The sequence below is a fragment of the Aquabacterium sp. OR-4 genome, assembly GCF_025290835.2.
Taxonomy (GTDB): domain Bacteria; phylum Pseudomonadota; class Gammaproteobacteria; order Burkholderiales; family Burkholderiaceae_C; genus Pseudaquabacterium.
Genome location: NZ_JAOCQD020000001.1, coordinates 1,325,143 through 1,339,917, shown reverse-complemented (window position 1 = coordinate 1,339,917; position 14,775 = coordinate 1,325,143). Strand labels below are relative to the sequence as shown.

The window sequence follows — 14,775 nt, the reverse complement described above, 5'->3', positions numbered from 1 at the left end:
CGGGCGGCAGGTTCCCGCGCCGGCTCAGGCGTGGCGGCGGATGGCGGCGCGCACGGTGTCGACGATGCGGTCGATGTGCTCGCGCTCGATGATCAGCGGCGGGCTCAGCGCGATGGTGTCGCCGGTGGTGCGGATCAGCACACCCTGCTCGTAGCAGTCGAGGAAGATGTCGAAGGCGCGCTTGCCCGGGCTGCCGGCAATCGGGGCCAGCTCGATGCCGCCCACCAGGCCGATGTTGCGGATGTCGATGACATGGGGCTCGCCCTTGAGCGAGTGCACGCCCTCGGCAAAGTAGCCGCCGATCTGCTGCGCGCGGGTGAGCAGGCCTTCTTCGGCGTAGGTGTCCAGCGTGGCCAGGCCGGCGGCGCAGGCCAGCGGGTGGCTGCTGTAGGTGTAGCCGTGAAAGAACTCGATCAGGTGCTCGGGCCCGGTCATGAAGGCATCGTGGATGCGCTGCTGCGCCGCCACCGCGCCCATCGGCACGCAGCCGTTGGTGATGCCCTTGGCCAGCACCATCAGGTCGGGCGTGACGCCGAAGGTCTGCGCACCGAAGGGATTGCCGGTGCGGCCGAAGCCGGTGATCACCTCGTCGAAGATCAGCAGGATGCCGTGCTGATCACAGATCTGGCGCAGCTTCTGCAGGTAGCCGGCGGGCGGAATCAGCACGCCGGTCGAGCCGGCCACCGGCTCGACGATCACCGCGGCGATGGTGCTCGGGTCGTGCAGCGCGCACAGGTTCAGCAGGTCGTCGGCCAGCTCGGCGCCATGGGCCGGCTGGCCCACGGTGAAGGCATTGCGCGCCGGATCATGGGTGTGGCGGATGTGGTCCACACCGGCCAGCATGGCGCCGAACATCTTGCGGTTGGCCACCATGCCACCCACCGAGATGCCGCCGAAGTTGACGCCGTGGTAGCCGCGTTCGCGGCCGATCAGGCGGGTGCGCTGGCCCTCGCCGCGCACGCGGTGGTAGGCCAGCGCCATCTTCAGCGCGGTGTCCACGCTCTCGGAGCCCGAGTTGGTGAAGAACACCTTGTTCAGCCCCTCGGGCAGCAGCTCGGCCACGCGGTGCGCCAGCTCGAAGGCCTTGGGATGCGCCATCTGGAAGGGCGGCGCGTAGTCCAGCTCGGCAGCCTGCTGCTGGATGGCCTGCACGATCCTGGGCCGCGCGTGGCCGGCGTTCACGCACCACAGGCCGGCAATGCCGTCGAGCACCTGACGGCCCTGGTCGGTGGTGAAGTACATGCCCTCGCTCTTGACGAACAGCCGCGGCGCCTTCTTGAACTGGCGATTCGCGGTAAACGGCATCCAGTAGGCGTCGAGGTTGGGCGTGGTCATCGAGAAAGCTCCTGCAGGTGGGTGGGCCGGCGAACGGGCTGCCAACACGGGTTTGCAGCGGACGCGTTGACCTGGGAGTCTAGACAGGCTGGCGCGCAATGTGCGTGCGCAAATCGGGCCGCCGCACCGAGGGCGCGGCATAAACTAGCTTCAGGCACCGATCACACGACAGAAAATGCGAACAGAAAGCCCGAAGCTGCAATTCGATGCGATCGACCGCGAGATCCTGCGCGAGCTGCAGGCCGACGGCCGGCTCTCCAATGTCGAGCTGGCCGAGCGCGTGCACCTTTCGCCCTCGGCCTGCCTGCGCCGCGTGAAGGCGCTCGAGGACGCCGGTGTGATCGACCGCTACGTGGCCCTGCTCAATGCCAAGGCGCTGGGCCAGCACGGCACCTGCTTTTCGATCATCAACCTGCAGACCATGAACGACCGCGTGCTGGGCGCCTTTGAGCAGGCGGTGCGCGACCATCCCGAGGTGCTGGACTGCTTCTACGTGGCCGGCAGCAACGATTACCTGATCCGCTTCAGCTACCGCGACGCCGAGGACCTGGAGCGCTTTCACACCCAGGTGCTGATGCGCCTGCCCGGGGTCGAGCGCTCGAACTCGATGCTGGTGCTGCGCACCGTCAAGCGCACCACGGCCTTGCCGCTGTAGCGGCGCAGGCCGTGGCGGACGGCGCGGCCGTCGCCGCTCAGGCCGAGGCGATGCGCTGGTCGCGGCTGGCGGCCTCGGCGGCCATCTGGCGCCGCGCCTCGGGGTAGATCAGCGACTCTTCAAGCGCGATGTGCTCGTGGTACAGCGTGGTGAACACGCCCACGCCGTGGCGCAGGGCCTCCAGCTCGTACCAGCTGTAGCCTTCGGCCACCGCCTGCAGCTGCGGCGCCAGTTCGAGCCAGTCTTCCTCGAGCCAGCCATGGTCTTGCTGCAGGCGCAGCACATGCTGGGTGAGTACCGGGTCGTTCTTGCGCAGCAGGGGTGGAAAGATCAGCGCCTCTTCGTCGGCATGGTGCTGGCGGGCATGCCCGCTGAAGAACGCGCACACCGCCTTGGCGCTCTGGCGCGCCGCGGCATCGACGCCGTGGTGCTCGAGGTGCTCAACCAGGTGCCGGAGATCGTTGAGCACGCCCATCATGCTGTGGTGGGTGCGGTCCAGCGCCTCCAGCGGGGGCAGGGGCGGCGGGGCGCTGCGGCTGGGGCGGGCGGCACGCTGGGTGCGGGCGGTCATGGCAATCACCTCATGCAGGTTGGCTGGGTGAAGCCCATTCTTCGCGGCCGCCCGGCGCGGCCTTTGCGCCGGATCAAGCCGCCTGCAGGCCCCGGCGCCGCCACCGCATCACGGGCGCAACACGATGTTCAGGCCGGGGCGCAGCTCGCTGGCATCGACATAGCCGATCGCACCGGGCGTGCTCTGCACGAACTCGATGACCTCGCTGCTGCTGGCCAGTTCGCGCGGTGGCGCGCCCTTGCCGACGTGGCGGCGCACCGTCCAGTAGGCGCGGTAGCGTTCTTCGTCCTGCTGCAGCACGCTGCTCAGGAAGCGGGCGCGCAAGGCGCTGCCGGTGGCGGCATTGACCACCGTGACCACCTGGCCGCCCAGCTCGATGGCGCGGCCGGTGTACAGGCGGGCGATGGTGGCGGCATCGGCCTTGGGCAGGCCGGCGTGGGCAATCAAGACCGGCACCGGCTCGGTGGCATGGCCCATGCTGGCCAGGCCCAGCGCGCCCAGGCCCAGGGTCTGCAGGGTGGCGCGCAGCAGGCGGCGGCGGGTGGGGGTGTGGCGGGAGTTCATGTGCGATCTCCCGTCAGAAGGCAAAGCTCAGGTTGACCGACAGCACGTTGAGCCCGGTGTCGCGGGGTGGCGCGCTGCCGGCTGGCGTGTCGACCAGGTGCGAGACCTGGCCGATGCGGGTGTGCAGCCACTCGCCCTTGAGCTTGACGGCGGGCGTGAGCCGGTACGAGGCGCCGATGGCCAGCGCATGCTGCTCGGCGGGCCAGAACACCTCGGCCGCCAGCTGCTGCGCGGCGTTGATCTGCGCCGCGCCCGGAATGGCCTGCGGCAGCGGGTTGGCGGTCAGGCGCGCGTACCAGTCGCGCGTGCCCTGGCGCGAGCGCTGCGTCGACAGGCTGGCATAGGGCGTGAGCCGGTCGATCTGCTTGAACACGGCCACATAGCCGGCCGTGGCGTCCACGCCGAAGGGCGAGTCGTGCTGCACATTGCGCACCGCCTCCACGGTGACGCGCCAACCCTGGCCCAGGCCGATCTCGGCGCCCAGCGAGCCGATGCTGTTGTGCACCGTGGTGACCGTGGGCACGCCGGGGCCGGGCAGGCTGTCGTTGACCTGGTAGTAGCCCAGGCCCGGGCCCAGCGGCACCCACGGGTAGTTGCTGGGAAAGGGTTCGTTGCCCGAGCGCTGCAGCGCCGAGCGGCTGAGGCTGGCACGCACCAGCAGATCGGGCTGGCGCAGCGTGATGGCCAGGCCCGCCAGCCGGGCCTTCACCGGCCAGTAGGTGGCACCGGCCGGCACCACCGGGGCCAGGCCCTCGCTGAGCCAGAAGCGGGCGGTGGAGCGCGTGGCGCCGCCAAAGGCCTCGATGCCCAGCTCGCGCTGGCCCTCGTCGCCCAGCGTCCAGCTGCGGCCGACCGACAGGCCGTTGAAATCGGGCACCGGCAGCACCGAGTACAGCTCGGTCGGCAGGCGCACCATGTCGTGGGTCTGGCCCACGTCCATCGACTCGGAATACAGGTACATCGGCAGGCGCAGCCGGCCGGCGCGCAGCAGCCAGTCGTCGTTGGGCCGCCAGGCCACGAAGGCCCAGGCCGGCACCAGATCCCAGCGGCTGTCGTGCTTGGCCGAGGGCGCCAGCTTGAGCTGGGCCGTGGCCGACCACTGCGGGCCAAACCGCACGTCGCCCTGCACGCCCAGCACCGAATCGCGGCTGAGCGTGCCGTTGCGGTCGATGTGGGTCTGGTAGGTGTAGGCGGCGTCGCTGCGCGCAAAGCCCAGCGTGCCGTAGGTTGACCACGACAACTCCTGCGCGATGGCCGGCAGACCGGCCAGCAGCAGGGCCGCGCCGGCCAGCAGGCGGCGCAGGCCACGGCGGGCAAGGGGGGACAGGTTCATGGGTCTCTTTCTCACGGCTGGCATGGCCAGCATGGCTGGCCTGCAGGCCACCAGGCCAACAGGCCGCCGGGGCGGGCGCGGCGATCAGTCATGCCACTGGCGGGCGATGGATTCGAGCTGCGGGCCCACGGCTTCGAGGGCCAGCACCACCTGCGGATCGAACTGCTGGCCGGCGCCCTGGCGGATGCGCGACAGCGCCTCGGCGTGCGGCATCGGCTCTTTGTAGGGGCGGCGGCTGATCAGGGCGTCGTAGACATCGGCCACCGCCATCAGGCGTGCCGACAGCGGAATGGCCACACCGCTCAGGCCATCGGGATAGCCGCCGCCGTTCCAGTGCTCGTGGTGGTGGCGGGCGATCTGCATCGCATAGGCCAGAAACAGGCTGCCGGCCTGGCCCATGTGCTCGGCCGCGCGGTTCAGCAGCTCCCAGCCGCGCACGGCGTGCGACTTCATGATGGTGAACTCTTCGGGCGTCAGCCGCGCCGGCTTGAGCAGGATGCCGTCGGGGATGGCCACCTTGCCGATGTCGTGCAGCGGCGCCGACTTGGCCAGCTGGTCGATCTGTTCGGCGTCGAGCAGGTAGCCGTCGGTGCCCTGGTCGGCCAGCCACTGGGCCAGCGCCCGCACGTACTCCTGCGTGCGGCGCACATGGTTGCCGGTTTCTTCGTCGCGGAACTCGGCAAACGAGACCATCACGTACAGCGTGGCGTCGCGCAGCTGGTCCACCTCGGCCAGGCGCTCCTGCAGCGCCTGCTGCAGCCAGCGGTTGCGGTCGGCCATGGCGTCCTGCCAGGCCTTGGCCTGCAGCTGCGTGGCCACGCGGGCCAGCACGGTGGCCGGGTTGAAGGGCTTGTGGATGAAGTCGGCGCCACCCACCTCGAAGCCGCGGCTCTCGTCCTCGGGCCGCGACAGCGCGGTGAGAAACAGCACCGGCACATGGCGGGTGCGCGCATCGGCCTTGAGCTGGCGGCAGACCTCGTAGCCGTCCATCTCCGGCATCATCACGTCGAGCACGATCAGGTCGGGCGGCGTGCGGCGCGCCAGCTCCAGCGCCTTGGCGCCCGAGGTGGCCAGCTGCACGCGGTAGGTCTGGTTCAGCAGATTGGCCAGCAGGCTCAGGTTGGCCGGCGTGTCGTCCACCACCAGCACCCGCGCCGGGGCCGTGCGCGGCACCGCCACATCGGTGGGCAGCGGCCCGGGGGCCGCGCGCGCGGGGCCGGCGGCGGCATCGGGCAGCAGGCGGGCAAGGGGTTCGAAATTCATGCCGTGGCGTCGCCGTCGGGCGGCGTGGGTTGGGCGGAAACGGGGCCGGGCCTGTGGCCGGTGCCGTCGCTGGGGCGCGTGCCGTCGGTGTTGACCGGGTGGCCCGCGGGGGTGTCGGCCGACCAGCCGGCCAGGGCCTCGAGCGCGGCGTCGAAGTCGTAGCGCGACATCGCCGCACTCAGCCGGCGCAGCAGCACCGGCGGCAGCTGGACACGCAGCGCGGCCTCGTGGTCCTGCCACCAGGTCAGCGCGTGGCTGTCGCTGTCTTGCAGCAGGCGCACCAGGGCCGGCAGGTCGGGCAGATCGAGGGCTGGGCCGGGCGCGGTGGCGTGGGCCTCGCCGGCGGCCGTGGTGACGTTGGCGGCCGTGGTGGCGCTGGCGGGCAAGGCCATCGGGGACGCTGCCGGCGGCGTGGCCAGCTGGGCCCGCAGCTGGGTGAGTGCGTTGACCAGCAGCGCCAGCTCGTGATCCAGCGGCGGCAGTGCGGCCGCGGTGTCGTCGGCGTTCATGGCGCGGGCGGCCTGCTCCAGCTGGTCGGCCCGGGCCTGCAGCGCGCCGGCGCCCAGCGTGGCGGCCAGGCCGCGCAGCGTGTGGGCGGCGCGGATCAGCGGCGGCCAGTCGCCCGCGCGCAGCCAGTCGGCCCAGTGGGCAATGCCGTCGGCATGGTCTTGCGCAAAGCCACTGAGCATGCGCCGGGCCAGCGACAGGTTGCCGTCGCAGTGCAGCAGCAGCTGGGCGCTGTCGATGCCCGGCAGCGCGGGCAGCGGCGGCGGCGCAGCAGGCTGGCCGGGCGCCAGCGCGGTGGCGGTTGCGATGGACGGACCGCCGGCGCCAGGGCCGGCCGGCGCCGTGGGCACGGCTGTTCCTCCCGTCTGGGCATCCGCCGAGGGGCTGGCCGAGGGGTGGGCCGGCCGGTAGCGGGCCAGCAGTCCGAACAGCGCCGCGGCGTCCAGCGGCTTGGCCACATGCTCCTGCATGCCGATGGCCAGGCACTGCTCGCGTTCGCCGGCCATGGCGTTGGCGGTCATGGCCAGCACGGGCAGGGCGTCGAAGGCGGGCTGGCGGCGCAGCTGGCGCACGGCCTCGTAGCCGTCCATCACCGGCATCTGCAGGTCCATCAGCACCACGTCGTAGGCGGCTGCGCCGTCGGCCTGCAGGCGGTTCAGTGCCTCCAGGCCGTGCACGGCCCAGCGCACCTGGGCGCCGCGGCCTTCCAGCAGCTCGATCGCCAGCTGGCGGTTGAGCGCGTTGTCCTCGACCAGCAGCACGCGCAGGCCGTGCAGGTCAGGCGCGTCGTCGGCCGCCGCGGCACCGCGCGGTGCCGGCGTGCGTGCGGCACCGAACAGGCCGCGCAGGTCGTCAGGCAGCAGCGGCTTGTCGAGCAGGCGCACATCGCCCTGGGCGCGTGCTGCGGCCACCACCTGGGGCGAGCCGTAGGCGGTCATCACCGCCACGCGCAGCGTGGGCTGGGCCTGCAGTGCGCGGCGCAGCACCTCGGCGCCGTCCATGTCGGGCAGCACCCAGTCGAGCAGCATCAGGTCGAAGGGCTGGCCATGGGCGCGCGCGGCGTCCAGCATGGCCAGGGCCTGCTGCGCGTCGTTGGCGGCCGAGACGCGGCCGCGGGAGCCCACGCCCAGGCGGTGCAGCAGGGCCTGCACCGTGGCCAGGGTGTCGCGCTGGTCGTCGACCACCAGCACGCGCTGGCCGGCCGTACCCGGCAAGGCCGGCAGCGGCTGGATGGCCGGCGCCAGCGGCAGCGCCAGGTGCACGCTGAAGCACGAGCCATGGCCCGGCGTGCTGCGCACCTCGATGCGCCCGCCCATCAGCTCGACCAGGCGCTTGCTGATGGCCAGGCCCAGGCCGGTGCCACCGAAGCGGCGCGTGGTCGAGACATCGGCCTGCGCAAACTCGCGAAACAGGCCGGCGCATTGCTCGGGCGTCATGCCGATGCCGGTGTCGCGCACGCTGATCAGCAGCTGCAGCGGCGCGGCCGGGTCGCCCGGCGGGCTGGGCTCGGTGTCCACCCGCAGCACCACCTGGCCGGCGGGCGTGAACTTGACGGCATTGCCCAGCAGGTTGGTGATCACCTGCGCCAGGCGCGTGGCATCGCCCACCAGGCGGCCGTGGCCGGTGAGCAGCAAGGGGTCGACCACGTCGCACAGCAGCTCCAGCTCCTTGTCCTGCGCGCGCTGGCGCACCAGGGTCACGGCCTGGGCCAGCACGTCTTCCAGCTGGAAGGGCCGGTGCTCCAGACTCAGGCCGCCGGCCTCGATCTTGGAGAAGTCCAGCACATCGTTGATCAGCGCCAGCAGGTGGTGCGAGGCGCCCAGCGCCTTGTCCAGGTAGTCGCGCTGGCGCGGCGCCAGCTCGGTGCCCAGGGCCAGCTGGGTCATGCCGATGATGGCGTTCATCGGCGTGCGGATCTCGTGGCTCATGTTGGCCAGGAACATGCCCTTGGCACGGGCGTGGGTCTCGGCCAGGTCGCGCGCGGCGGCCAGTGCGCCTTCGGTGCGGTCGCGCTGCTCGAGCTCGCGCCGGATGGCGCAGGCCATGTCATCGAGCGTGCGCGCCAGCGTGGCCAGCTCGGCCACCTGCGGGCGCAGCACCGGGTCGGCGGCGGCCGTGCGCTCGAAGCGGCCGGCGGTAAACCGCTCGGCCATCGCCACCAGGCGGCGGATGGGCAGCAGCACCCGGCGCCGCATGCCGTAGGCCGCCAGCAGCAGCAGCGGCACCAGCAGCAGGTTGACCACCACCGTGGCGGCAATGGCCTGCTGCAGGCGCAGGCCGGCGGCATCCAGCTGCTGCTGGGTGCGCCGTGCCACGCCGTCGGCCAGCTGGCGCACCGCGCGGTCGAGGTCGGCGCGCAGCGACTCGTACATCGGCGAGTGCACCAGCTCGATGGCATAGGCCAGGTCGGGCTTGCCATCGTCGACAAAGCTGCGCAGTTGCTTGTCGTACAGGCCCTGGGTGGCGGCAAAGGCGATCTTCTCGATCGCCTGCATCGGGCGTGCGGCGTCAAGCACCTCGGTGGCCGCGGCCAGCTCGGTGTCGGCAAAGCCCTGGATGCGCAGGCGTTCCACCAGCGGCTGGGCGGTGGCCGGCGGTGCGTTCAGGGGCGCAGGGGGTGCCGGCAGCGGTTGGCCGGCGCCGGCCGGGCTGACCTGGCTGGTCTGGCTGGCCTGGCTTGCCAGCGCCTCGCGCCAGTAGGCCACCGGGTCGGCCCCCTGGGGCGACGGGCGCTCGCCCTGGCGCGCGCCCAGGATCTCGTAGTAGAGGGTCAGGTAGCGCACCTGCCCGGTGGTGGTGTAGCCCTGCACCAGGTGCGAGAGCAGGTCGGTCTCCTGCACCAGGCGGCTGACTTCGGCGCGGGCCGACTCGCGCTGCGCGCTGGCGGCCAGGTTGCGCTGGCTGGCGTCGTGCACCACCCACAGCAGCAGCAGGTTGAGCGCCAGCGCCGCGGTCAGCAAGGCTTGCAGCGCGTGGGCCAGGCGCGCCAGCTGCGGCGCGGGCCGGGCAGGCGATGCAACAGGCGGGGCGATGGGTTCGGTGGGCTGGGACATGGCGGGCGCAAGCAGGTGCCGGCCCCGGGAGACGCAGGCAGAGGCAACGGCGCCGATCTTGGCCCGACCCGGGCGGGGGCCAGCCTGCGAAAAGATCATCGATGTAGGCACAGATCAAGCGGTGTCGCCATCGCCATGGCGTGTGCCGCACCGGCCGGCGTGCCGCGCCGCAGCGCATTTCACATCAAGAAATGTCGATTTCTGAATGTGAAATGAATGCATGCTGCGTCGCAGCATCTTTTTCCATGACGAAGAACGTCATACCGCATCATGGAATCTGACTCGCAAGTAGTTGATTTAATTGAGATTGAATTCAACTCTTCTATAAGACATAAGTCTTCCGAAAAACCTGGCGCGGCGCTACGCTAGAGCCCGTCACTGCTTTCATTCCCCTCCCGTTTCAACCGAAGGAACCTCAGCATGAGCAAGCTCACCCGCGAACAGCAGATCGCCGCCCTCGAGAAGGACTGGGCCGAAAACCCGCGCTGGAAGGGCGTGAAGCGCGGCTACAGCGCCACCGATGTGGTGCGCCTGCGCGGCAGCCTGCAGCCCGAGTACACCTTCGCCCAGCGCGGCGCCGAGGTGCTGTGGGACAAGATCAACGGTGGTGCCAAGAAGGGCTATGTCAACGCCTTCGGCGCCATCACCGCCGGCCAGGCCATGCAGCAGGCCAAGGCCGGCCTCGAGGCCGTGTACCTGAGCGGCTGGCAGGTGGCCGCCGACGGCAACACCAGCGAAACCATGTACCCCGACCAGTCGCTGTACGCGTACGACTCGGTGCCCACCATGGTTCGCCGCATCAACAACACCTTCAAGCGCGCTGACGAGATCCAGTGGAGCCGCGGGATCGGCCCGGACAGCAAGGATTTCATCGACTACTTCCTGCCCATCGTGGCCGATGCCGAAGCCGGCTTCGGCGGCGTGCTCAACGCCTTCGAACTGATGAAGAACATGATCGCGGCCGGTGCCGCGGGCGTGCACTTCGAAGACCAGCTGGCCGCCGTGAAGAAGTGCGGCCACATGGGTGGCAAAGTGCTGGTGCCCACGCAAGAGGCCTGCGAGAAGCTGATCGCCGCGCGTTTTGCCGCCGACGTGATGGGCGTGCCCACCATCGTGCTGGCGCGCACCGACGCCGAGGCCGCCAACCTGATCACCAGCGACCACGACGCCAATGACAAGCCCTTCCTGACCGGCGAGCGCACGCCCGAGGGCTTCTACCGCGTCAAGAACGGCCTCGAGCAGGCCATCAGCCGCGGCGTGGCCTACGCGCCCTACGCCGACCTGGTGTGGTGCGAGACCGGCACGCCCGACCTGGGCTTTGCCCGCGAGTTCGCCCAGGCCGTGCACGCCAAGAGCCCCGGCAAGCTGCTGAGCTACAACTGCTCGCCCAGCTTCAACTGGAAGAAGAACCTCGACGACAAGACCATCGCCAAGTTCCAGGACGAGCTCTCGGCGCTGGGCTACAAGTACCAGTTCATCACCCTGGCCGGCATCCACATCAACTGGTACAACACCTTCCAGTTTGCCCACGCCTATGCCCGCGGCGAAGGCATGAAGCACTACACCGAGATGGTGCAGGAGCCCGAATTCCGCGCCCGCGAAGCTGGCTACACCTTCGTGTCGCACCAGCAGGAAGTGGGCGCCGGTTACTTCGACGACGTGACCACCGTGATCCAGGGCGGCTCGTCCAGCGTCAAGGCGCTGACCGGCTCGACCGAGGAAGAGCAGTTCCACTGATCTTCCCAGCGCCGCCGGGCCCACCGGCCCTGCGGCGCCGCGTACTGCAGAGAGAGAACGCGGCCCGGCAACCCTGGGCCTCGGTTGACAGGCCCGGCATTGCCGGGCCTTTTTTGTGTCCGCACGCGGCCGGCTGATCAGCCGACGTGGCGCCGCCACACCAGCAGCGCAAAGCCCAGGCCACCCAGCGCCAGGGCCAGCACAAAGGCCGGCGAGGCCAGGTGGGCCAGCGCCGCACCGGCATCGCGCAGCGCCCAGGCCGGCAGGTCGGGCAACCACTCGACGATGTGCGCCGGCTCGGCCACATGCGCGCCCTGCAGCGGCGAGGCGGTCATCAAGGCCGACACGACCTCCCGCATCAGGCGGTTCAGCGCCGGGCGGAACCAGGGCTGCGGCAGGCGCGGATCGAGCAGGTGCACCGCCGCCAGACCCACCGCCACCACCACCGGCACGCCCCAGCGCTTGAGCCAGGCCGACGCGGCCATGGTCAGCAGGATCAGCGGCGACAGCCACAGCGCCGCCAGCAGCAGGCCCCAGGCCGCGCGCAGCAGCAGGGCGGCGCCAGCCGCCAGCATCGGCGTCCAGGGCAGGTCGAACCAGGCGCCCAGGCCATGGGCCGAGACCACAGCCGTCAAGGCCACCAGCTGCGAGCCCAGGGCCCCGGCCAGCAGCGCGGCCCAGGGCAGCACCAGCACATGCATCAGCAGCGTGGCGGCCAGGCTTTGCGAGTGCGAGCTGGGCATCGAGCGCCAGAACTCGATCGAGCGGTCCTGCACGTCGCGGCGTGCCAGGCCGGGCAACTGGAAGCCCAGGCTCAGCAGCGCCAGCACCACGGTGGCCGCAGTCAGACCCAGGCCCAGCAGCAGCGCCTGCAGCACGGCCGGCGCCTGGTGCAGGCCTTCGACCATGAAGCTCTCATCGTCGAGCTGCACCTGGATCAGGCTGCGGTCGAACACGCCCAGCACCAGCATCAAGGCCGTGGGCGCCACCAGCAGCACGCACCAGCCGATGCGGTGCTGCAGCCATTCGCGCCGCATCAGGGTGAAAAAGCGCTGCACGCGCGAGAGGCCGGCCTGGCGCGCGGCGGGGCCGTGGCCCGGGGTGGCGGTGGCAGTGGTGGTCATGGTGTCGGGCTCCTGCGGCGGCCTCACAGGCCGCTGCTGCGGTTGATCTCGGGCTGGCGGGTCAGCGCCACGAACAGGTCCACCAGGCTGGGCCGCAGGCGCTGGCCGAGGGCCTGCACCTCGGGCGGCGGCGCGCCGTCGAACAGCGCCGCCTGGCCACCGGCCGCGCCCGGTGCGCGGTAGCGCAGCAGCGGGTGCGCGGCGGCCATGGCCTCGGCGGCGGCGGCGTCATGGCCCAGCGCCACGAAGCGGCGGTCGATGTCTTCCAGGCTGATGGACAGCACCAGCTGGCCCTCGTTGAGCATCAGCACGTCGGACAGCAGGCTCTCGATCTCCTCGACCTGGTGGGTGCTGATCAGCACGCTGCGCTCGCCGTCGCACCACTCGTCGAGCAGCATTTCGTAGAAGGCCTTGCGCGACAGCACGTCGAGGCCCAGCGTGGGCTCGTCCAGGATCATCAGCCGCGCGTCGATGGCGGCAATCAGTGCCAGGTGCACCTGCACCACCATGCCGCGCGACAAGGCCTTGACCTTGTCGTCCAGGCCCACGCTGGTGCGCTTGATCAGGGCCCGCGCCCGCTCGGCCGAAAAGCGCGGATGCAGGCCGGCCATCAGCGACACCAGCTCATGCACGCGAGCCCAGCGCGGCAGGATGGCCACATCGGGGATGTAGCTCATCTGCTCGAGCAGGGCCACGCGCTCGCGGCGCGGGTCGCGGCCCAGCACCGACAGCTCGCCCTGGCAATCGGCCAGGCCCACCAGGGCCTTCATCAGCGTGGTCTTGCCGGCGCCGTTGTGGCCCAGCAGGCCCACCACGCGGCCGGGCGGGATGTCGAAGCTCAGATGGTCGAGCGCGCGCTTGCGCTGGCCGGGCAGGCGCCCGTAGTCGAGCGTGAGGCCGCGGGTGCGGATCAACGGGGTCATGGTGCTCAGTCCTCCCAGGTCAGATCGGCGGGCGCGATGTCGAGCCGGCGCAGCCGCTCGCGCAGCGGCGGCCATTCGGTGTGAAGAAAGCGCTGGCGCTCGCTGTGGCGCAGGTTCTGGCGGGCGCCGGGGCGCACGTACAGGCCCAGGCCGCGGCGGCTTTCCAGCAGGCCGGCCTCGCCCAGCGCGGCCAGCGCGCGGCTCACGGTCAGCGGGTTCAGCAGGTACTGGCCCGACAGTGCGCGCACCGAGGGCATGGCTTGGCCTTCGGCGATCTCGCCGTCGAGCAGGCGCGCGGCCAGGCGCTCGGCCAGCTGCTGGTAGATCGGCGCGCGGTGGTCCCAGGTGGGCTGCATGGTGCCGGGCTCCCGTCGGGTGTGTTGCTGAGGTAGCACACCATAACGACAGGCCCCGACCGGGGCGAGGGTCTTGCGACAGGCTGCAGCGCTGCGCGACAGGCCGTCGGCGCGCGGGCCGGCGGCCACACCGCCGGGCGCGGCGGCTTGCATCTCCCGGGCGCGGCGGCCTGCATCGCCCGGGCGCAGCGGCTTACATCGAGGCGGCCAGCATCGCCCGGTAGTCGTCGCGCGTGGCCAGGCGCGGGTTGGTCTTGTGGCAATGGTCGGCCATGGCGCCGTCGATCACGCGCTCGAACAATGTTTCGTCGACGCCCATCGCCCGCAGGCCGGCGGGCAGGCCCAGGCGGGCGTTGAGGGCGCGGATGGCCTCGGCCACCTCGGTGCCGGCAGCATCGCAGCCGGGCAGGCCGATGGCGTGGGCGATGCGCGCCAGGCGCTGATCGCGCTGCATGCTCGGGGCCGCGGCATTGAACATCACCACCGCGGGCAGAAACATCGCGTTCAGGGTGCCGTGATGCAGGCGCGGGTTCACGCCGCCCAGGCTGTGGCTCAAGCTGTGCACGCAGCCCAGGCCCTTCTGGAAGGCCATCGCGCCCTGCATGCTGGCGCTCATCATCTGCCAGCGCGCCTCGCGGTCCTGGCCGTCGCGGGTGGCACGCTCGATGTGCGCCCAGCCGCGCGTCAATCCATCCAGCGCAATGCCGTCGGCCGGCGGGTTGACGGCCGGCGCCATGAAGGTTTCCAGGCAGTGGGCGATGGCGTCCATGCCGGTGGCGGCGGTCAGGCCCGCCGGCAGGCCCAGGGTCAGCTCGGGGTCGAGGATGGCCGCCTTGGGCATCAGGTGCCAGCTGTGGAAGCCCAGCTTGCGGCCATCGTCGACGATCACGATGGCGCCACGCGCCACCTCGCTGCCGGTGCCGGCGGTGGTGGGCACGGCGATCAGCGGCGCCACGGCTTCGCTGATCTTCGGGCTGCCGCCCTCGATGGTGGCGTAGGTCTTCAGCTCGCCCGGATGGGTGGCCAGGATGGCCACGCCCTTGGCGAGATCGATGCTGGAGCCGCCGCCCACGGCGATCAGGCTGTCGCAGCCCTGGGCCTTGAACACCGCCACCGCGGCGCGCACGGCCGCCTCGGTGGGGTTGCTGGGGGTCTGGTCGAACACCGCGTGCGGCAGCCCGCCCAATGCGGCCAGCGCCAGGTCGAGCACGCCGGCGGCGCGCACGCCGGCATCGCTGACCACCAGCGGCTTGGCCATGCCGATGCGCTGGCATTCCTCGGGCAGCAGGCGCACCGCGCCGTGGTCGATCTCGATCTGGGTCAGGTACAGGATGCGGGCCACGGGCGCACTCCA

At 71.1% G+C, this 14,775-nt stretch carries 12 protein-coding genes; 2 read left to right on the top strand and 10 right to left on the bottom strand.

Annotated features, from left to right (window positions below; genetic code table 11):
• Positions 1-24 precede the first annotated feature (24 nt).
• Positions 25-1,335 (bottom strand): omega-aminotransferase AptA, encoded by a 1,311-nt coding sequence (gene aptA, locus N4G63_RS05715; RefSeq protein WP_314599445.1) that lies wholly within the window; start codon positions 1,333-1,335, stop codon positions 25-27.
• Between the two features lie 175 nt (positions 1,336-1,510).
• Here aptA and N4G63_RS05710 point away from each other — a divergent pair, with 175 nt between their 5' ends.
• Complete coding sequence (locus tag N4G63_RS05710; RefSeq protein WP_260785669.1) at positions 1,511-1,990, top strand: Lrp/AsnC family transcriptional regulator; 480 nt, start codon at positions 1,511-1,513, stop codon at positions 1,988-1,990.
• Positions 1,991-2,027: 37 nt separating this feature from the next.
• Here the strand turns inward: N4G63_RS05710 and N4G63_RS05705 are convergent, their stop codons facing one another.
• The 5 genes from N4G63_RS05705 to N4G63_RS05685 form a co-directional block, all read right to left on the bottom strand.
• On the bottom strand, positions 2,028-2,561 hold the full coding sequence (locus N4G63_RS05705) for a hemerythrin domain-containing protein (RefSeq protein ID WP_260785670.1): 534 nt from the start codon (positions 2,559-2,561) through the stop codon (positions 2,028-2,030).
• Positions 2,562-2,669: 108 nt separating this feature from the next.
• Positions 2,670-3,125 (bottom strand): type 2 periplasmic-binding domain-containing protein, encoded by a 456-nt coding sequence (locus N4G63_RS05700; RefSeq protein ID WP_260785671.1) that lies wholly within the window; start codon positions 3,123-3,125, stop codon positions 2,670-2,672.
• Between the two features lie 13 nt (positions 3,126-3,138).
• Complete coding sequence (locus N4G63_RS05695; RefSeq protein WP_260785672.1) at positions 3,139-4,458, bottom strand: hypothetical protein; 1,320 nt, start codon at positions 4,456-4,458, stop codon at positions 3,139-3,141.
• An 84-nt stretch (positions 4,459-4,542) separates the two neighbouring features.
• Positions 4,543-5,721 (bottom strand): HD domain-containing phosphohydrolase, encoded by a 1,179-nt coding sequence (locus N4G63_RS05690; protein WP_314599444.1) that lies wholly within the window; start codon positions 5,719-5,721, stop codon positions 4,543-4,545.
• Positions 5,718-9,281 carry a hybrid sensor histidine kinase/response regulator gene (locus N4G63_RS05685; RefSeq protein WP_314599443.1) on the bottom strand — a complete coding sequence of 1,188 codons (3,564 nt, stop codon included), beginning with the start codon at positions 9,279-9,281 and terminating at the stop codon, positions 5,718-5,720. Before N4G63_RS05685 ends, N4G63_RS05690 begins: the two co-directional genes overlap by 4 nt.
• Positions 9,282-9,701: 420 nt before the next feature.
• Between N4G63_RS05685 and aceA the strand changes: the two genes are divergently transcribed.
• Positions 9,702-11,018 (top strand): isocitrate lyase, encoded by a 1,317-nt coding sequence (gene aceA / locus N4G63_RS05680; protein ID WP_260785676.1) that lies wholly within the window; start codon positions 9,702-9,704, stop codon positions 11,016-11,018.
• Positions 11,019-11,155: 137 nt separating this feature from the next.
• Here aceA and N4G63_RS05675 read toward each other — a convergent pair whose 3' ends face one another.
• The 4 genes from N4G63_RS05675 to gbd all read right to left on the bottom strand — a co-directional run bounded on the left by N4G63_RS05675 (position 11,156) and on the right by gbd (position 14,763).
• Positions 11,156-12,142 (bottom strand): hypothetical protein, encoded by a 987-nt coding sequence (locus N4G63_RS05675; protein WP_314599442.1) that lies wholly within the window; start codon positions 12,140-12,142, stop codon positions 11,156-11,158.
• 23 nt (positions 12,143-12,165) lie between these two features.
• A complete protein-coding gene (locus N4G63_RS05670; protein ID WP_260785679.1) occupies positions 12,166-13,065 on the bottom strand; it encodes an ABC transporter ATP-binding protein in 900 nt (299 codons plus the stop codon).
• Between the two features lie 5 nt (positions 13,066-13,070).
• A complete protein-coding gene (locus N4G63_RS05665) occupies positions 13,071-13,421 on the bottom strand; it encodes a GntR family transcriptional regulator (RefSeq protein WP_314599441.1) in 351 nt (116 codons plus the stop codon).
• A gap of 193 nt (positions 13,422-13,614) precedes the next feature.
• Entirely contained in the window at positions 13,615-14,763 is a 1,149-nt protein-coding gene (gene gbd, locus N4G63_RS05660; protein WP_260785680.1) for a 4-hydroxybutyrate dehydrogenase, read from the bottom strand.
• Between the last annotated feature and the right edge of the window lie 12 nt (positions 14,764-14,775).

Bases quoted from the DNA above. Each gene is read 5' to 3' on its own strand.
- N4G63_RS05670 (WP_260785679.1), bottom strand. From the start codon at position 13,065: ATGACCCCGTTGATCCGCACCCGCGGCCTCACGCTCGACTACGGGCGC.
- N4G63_RS05690 (WP_314599444.1), bottom strand. From the start codon at position 5,721: ATGAATTTCGAACCCCTTGCCCGCCTGCTGCCCGATGCCGCCGCCGGC.
- aptA (WP_314599445.1), bottom strand. From the start codon at position 1,335: ATGACCACGCCCAACCTCGACGCCTACTGGATGCCGTTTACCGCGAAT.
- N4G63_RS05675 (WP_314599442.1), bottom strand. From the start codon at position 12,142: ATGACCACCACTGCCACCGCCACCCCGGGCCACGGCCCCGCCGCGCGC.
- aceA (WP_260785676.1), top strand. From the start codon at position 9,702: ATGAGCAAGCTCACCCGCGAACAGCAGATCGCCGCCCTCGAGAAGGAC.
- N4G63_RS05665 (WP_314599441.1), bottom strand. From the start codon at position 13,421: ATGCAGCCCACCTGGGACCACCGCGCGCCGATCTACCAGCAGCTGGCC.
- N4G63_RS05695 (WP_260785672.1), bottom strand. From the start codon at position 4,458: ATGAACCTGTCCCCCCTTGCCCGCCGTGGCCTGCGCCGCCTGCTGGCC.
- N4G63_RS05710 (WP_260785669.1), top strand. From the start codon at position 1,511: ATGCGAACAGAAAGCCCGAAGCTGCAATTCGATGCGATCGACCGCGAG.
- N4G63_RS05700 (WP_260785671.1), bottom strand. From the start codon at position 3,125: ATGAACTCCCGCCACACCCCCACCCGCCGCCGCCTGCTGCGCGCCACC.
- N4G63_RS05685 (WP_314599443.1), bottom strand. From the start codon at position 9,281: ATGTCCCAGCCCACCGAACCCATCGCCCCGCCTGTTGCATCGCCTGCC.
- N4G63_RS05705 (WP_260785670.1), bottom strand. From the start codon at position 2,561: ATGACCGCCCGCACCCAGCGTGCCGCCCGCCCCAGCCGCAGCGCCCCG.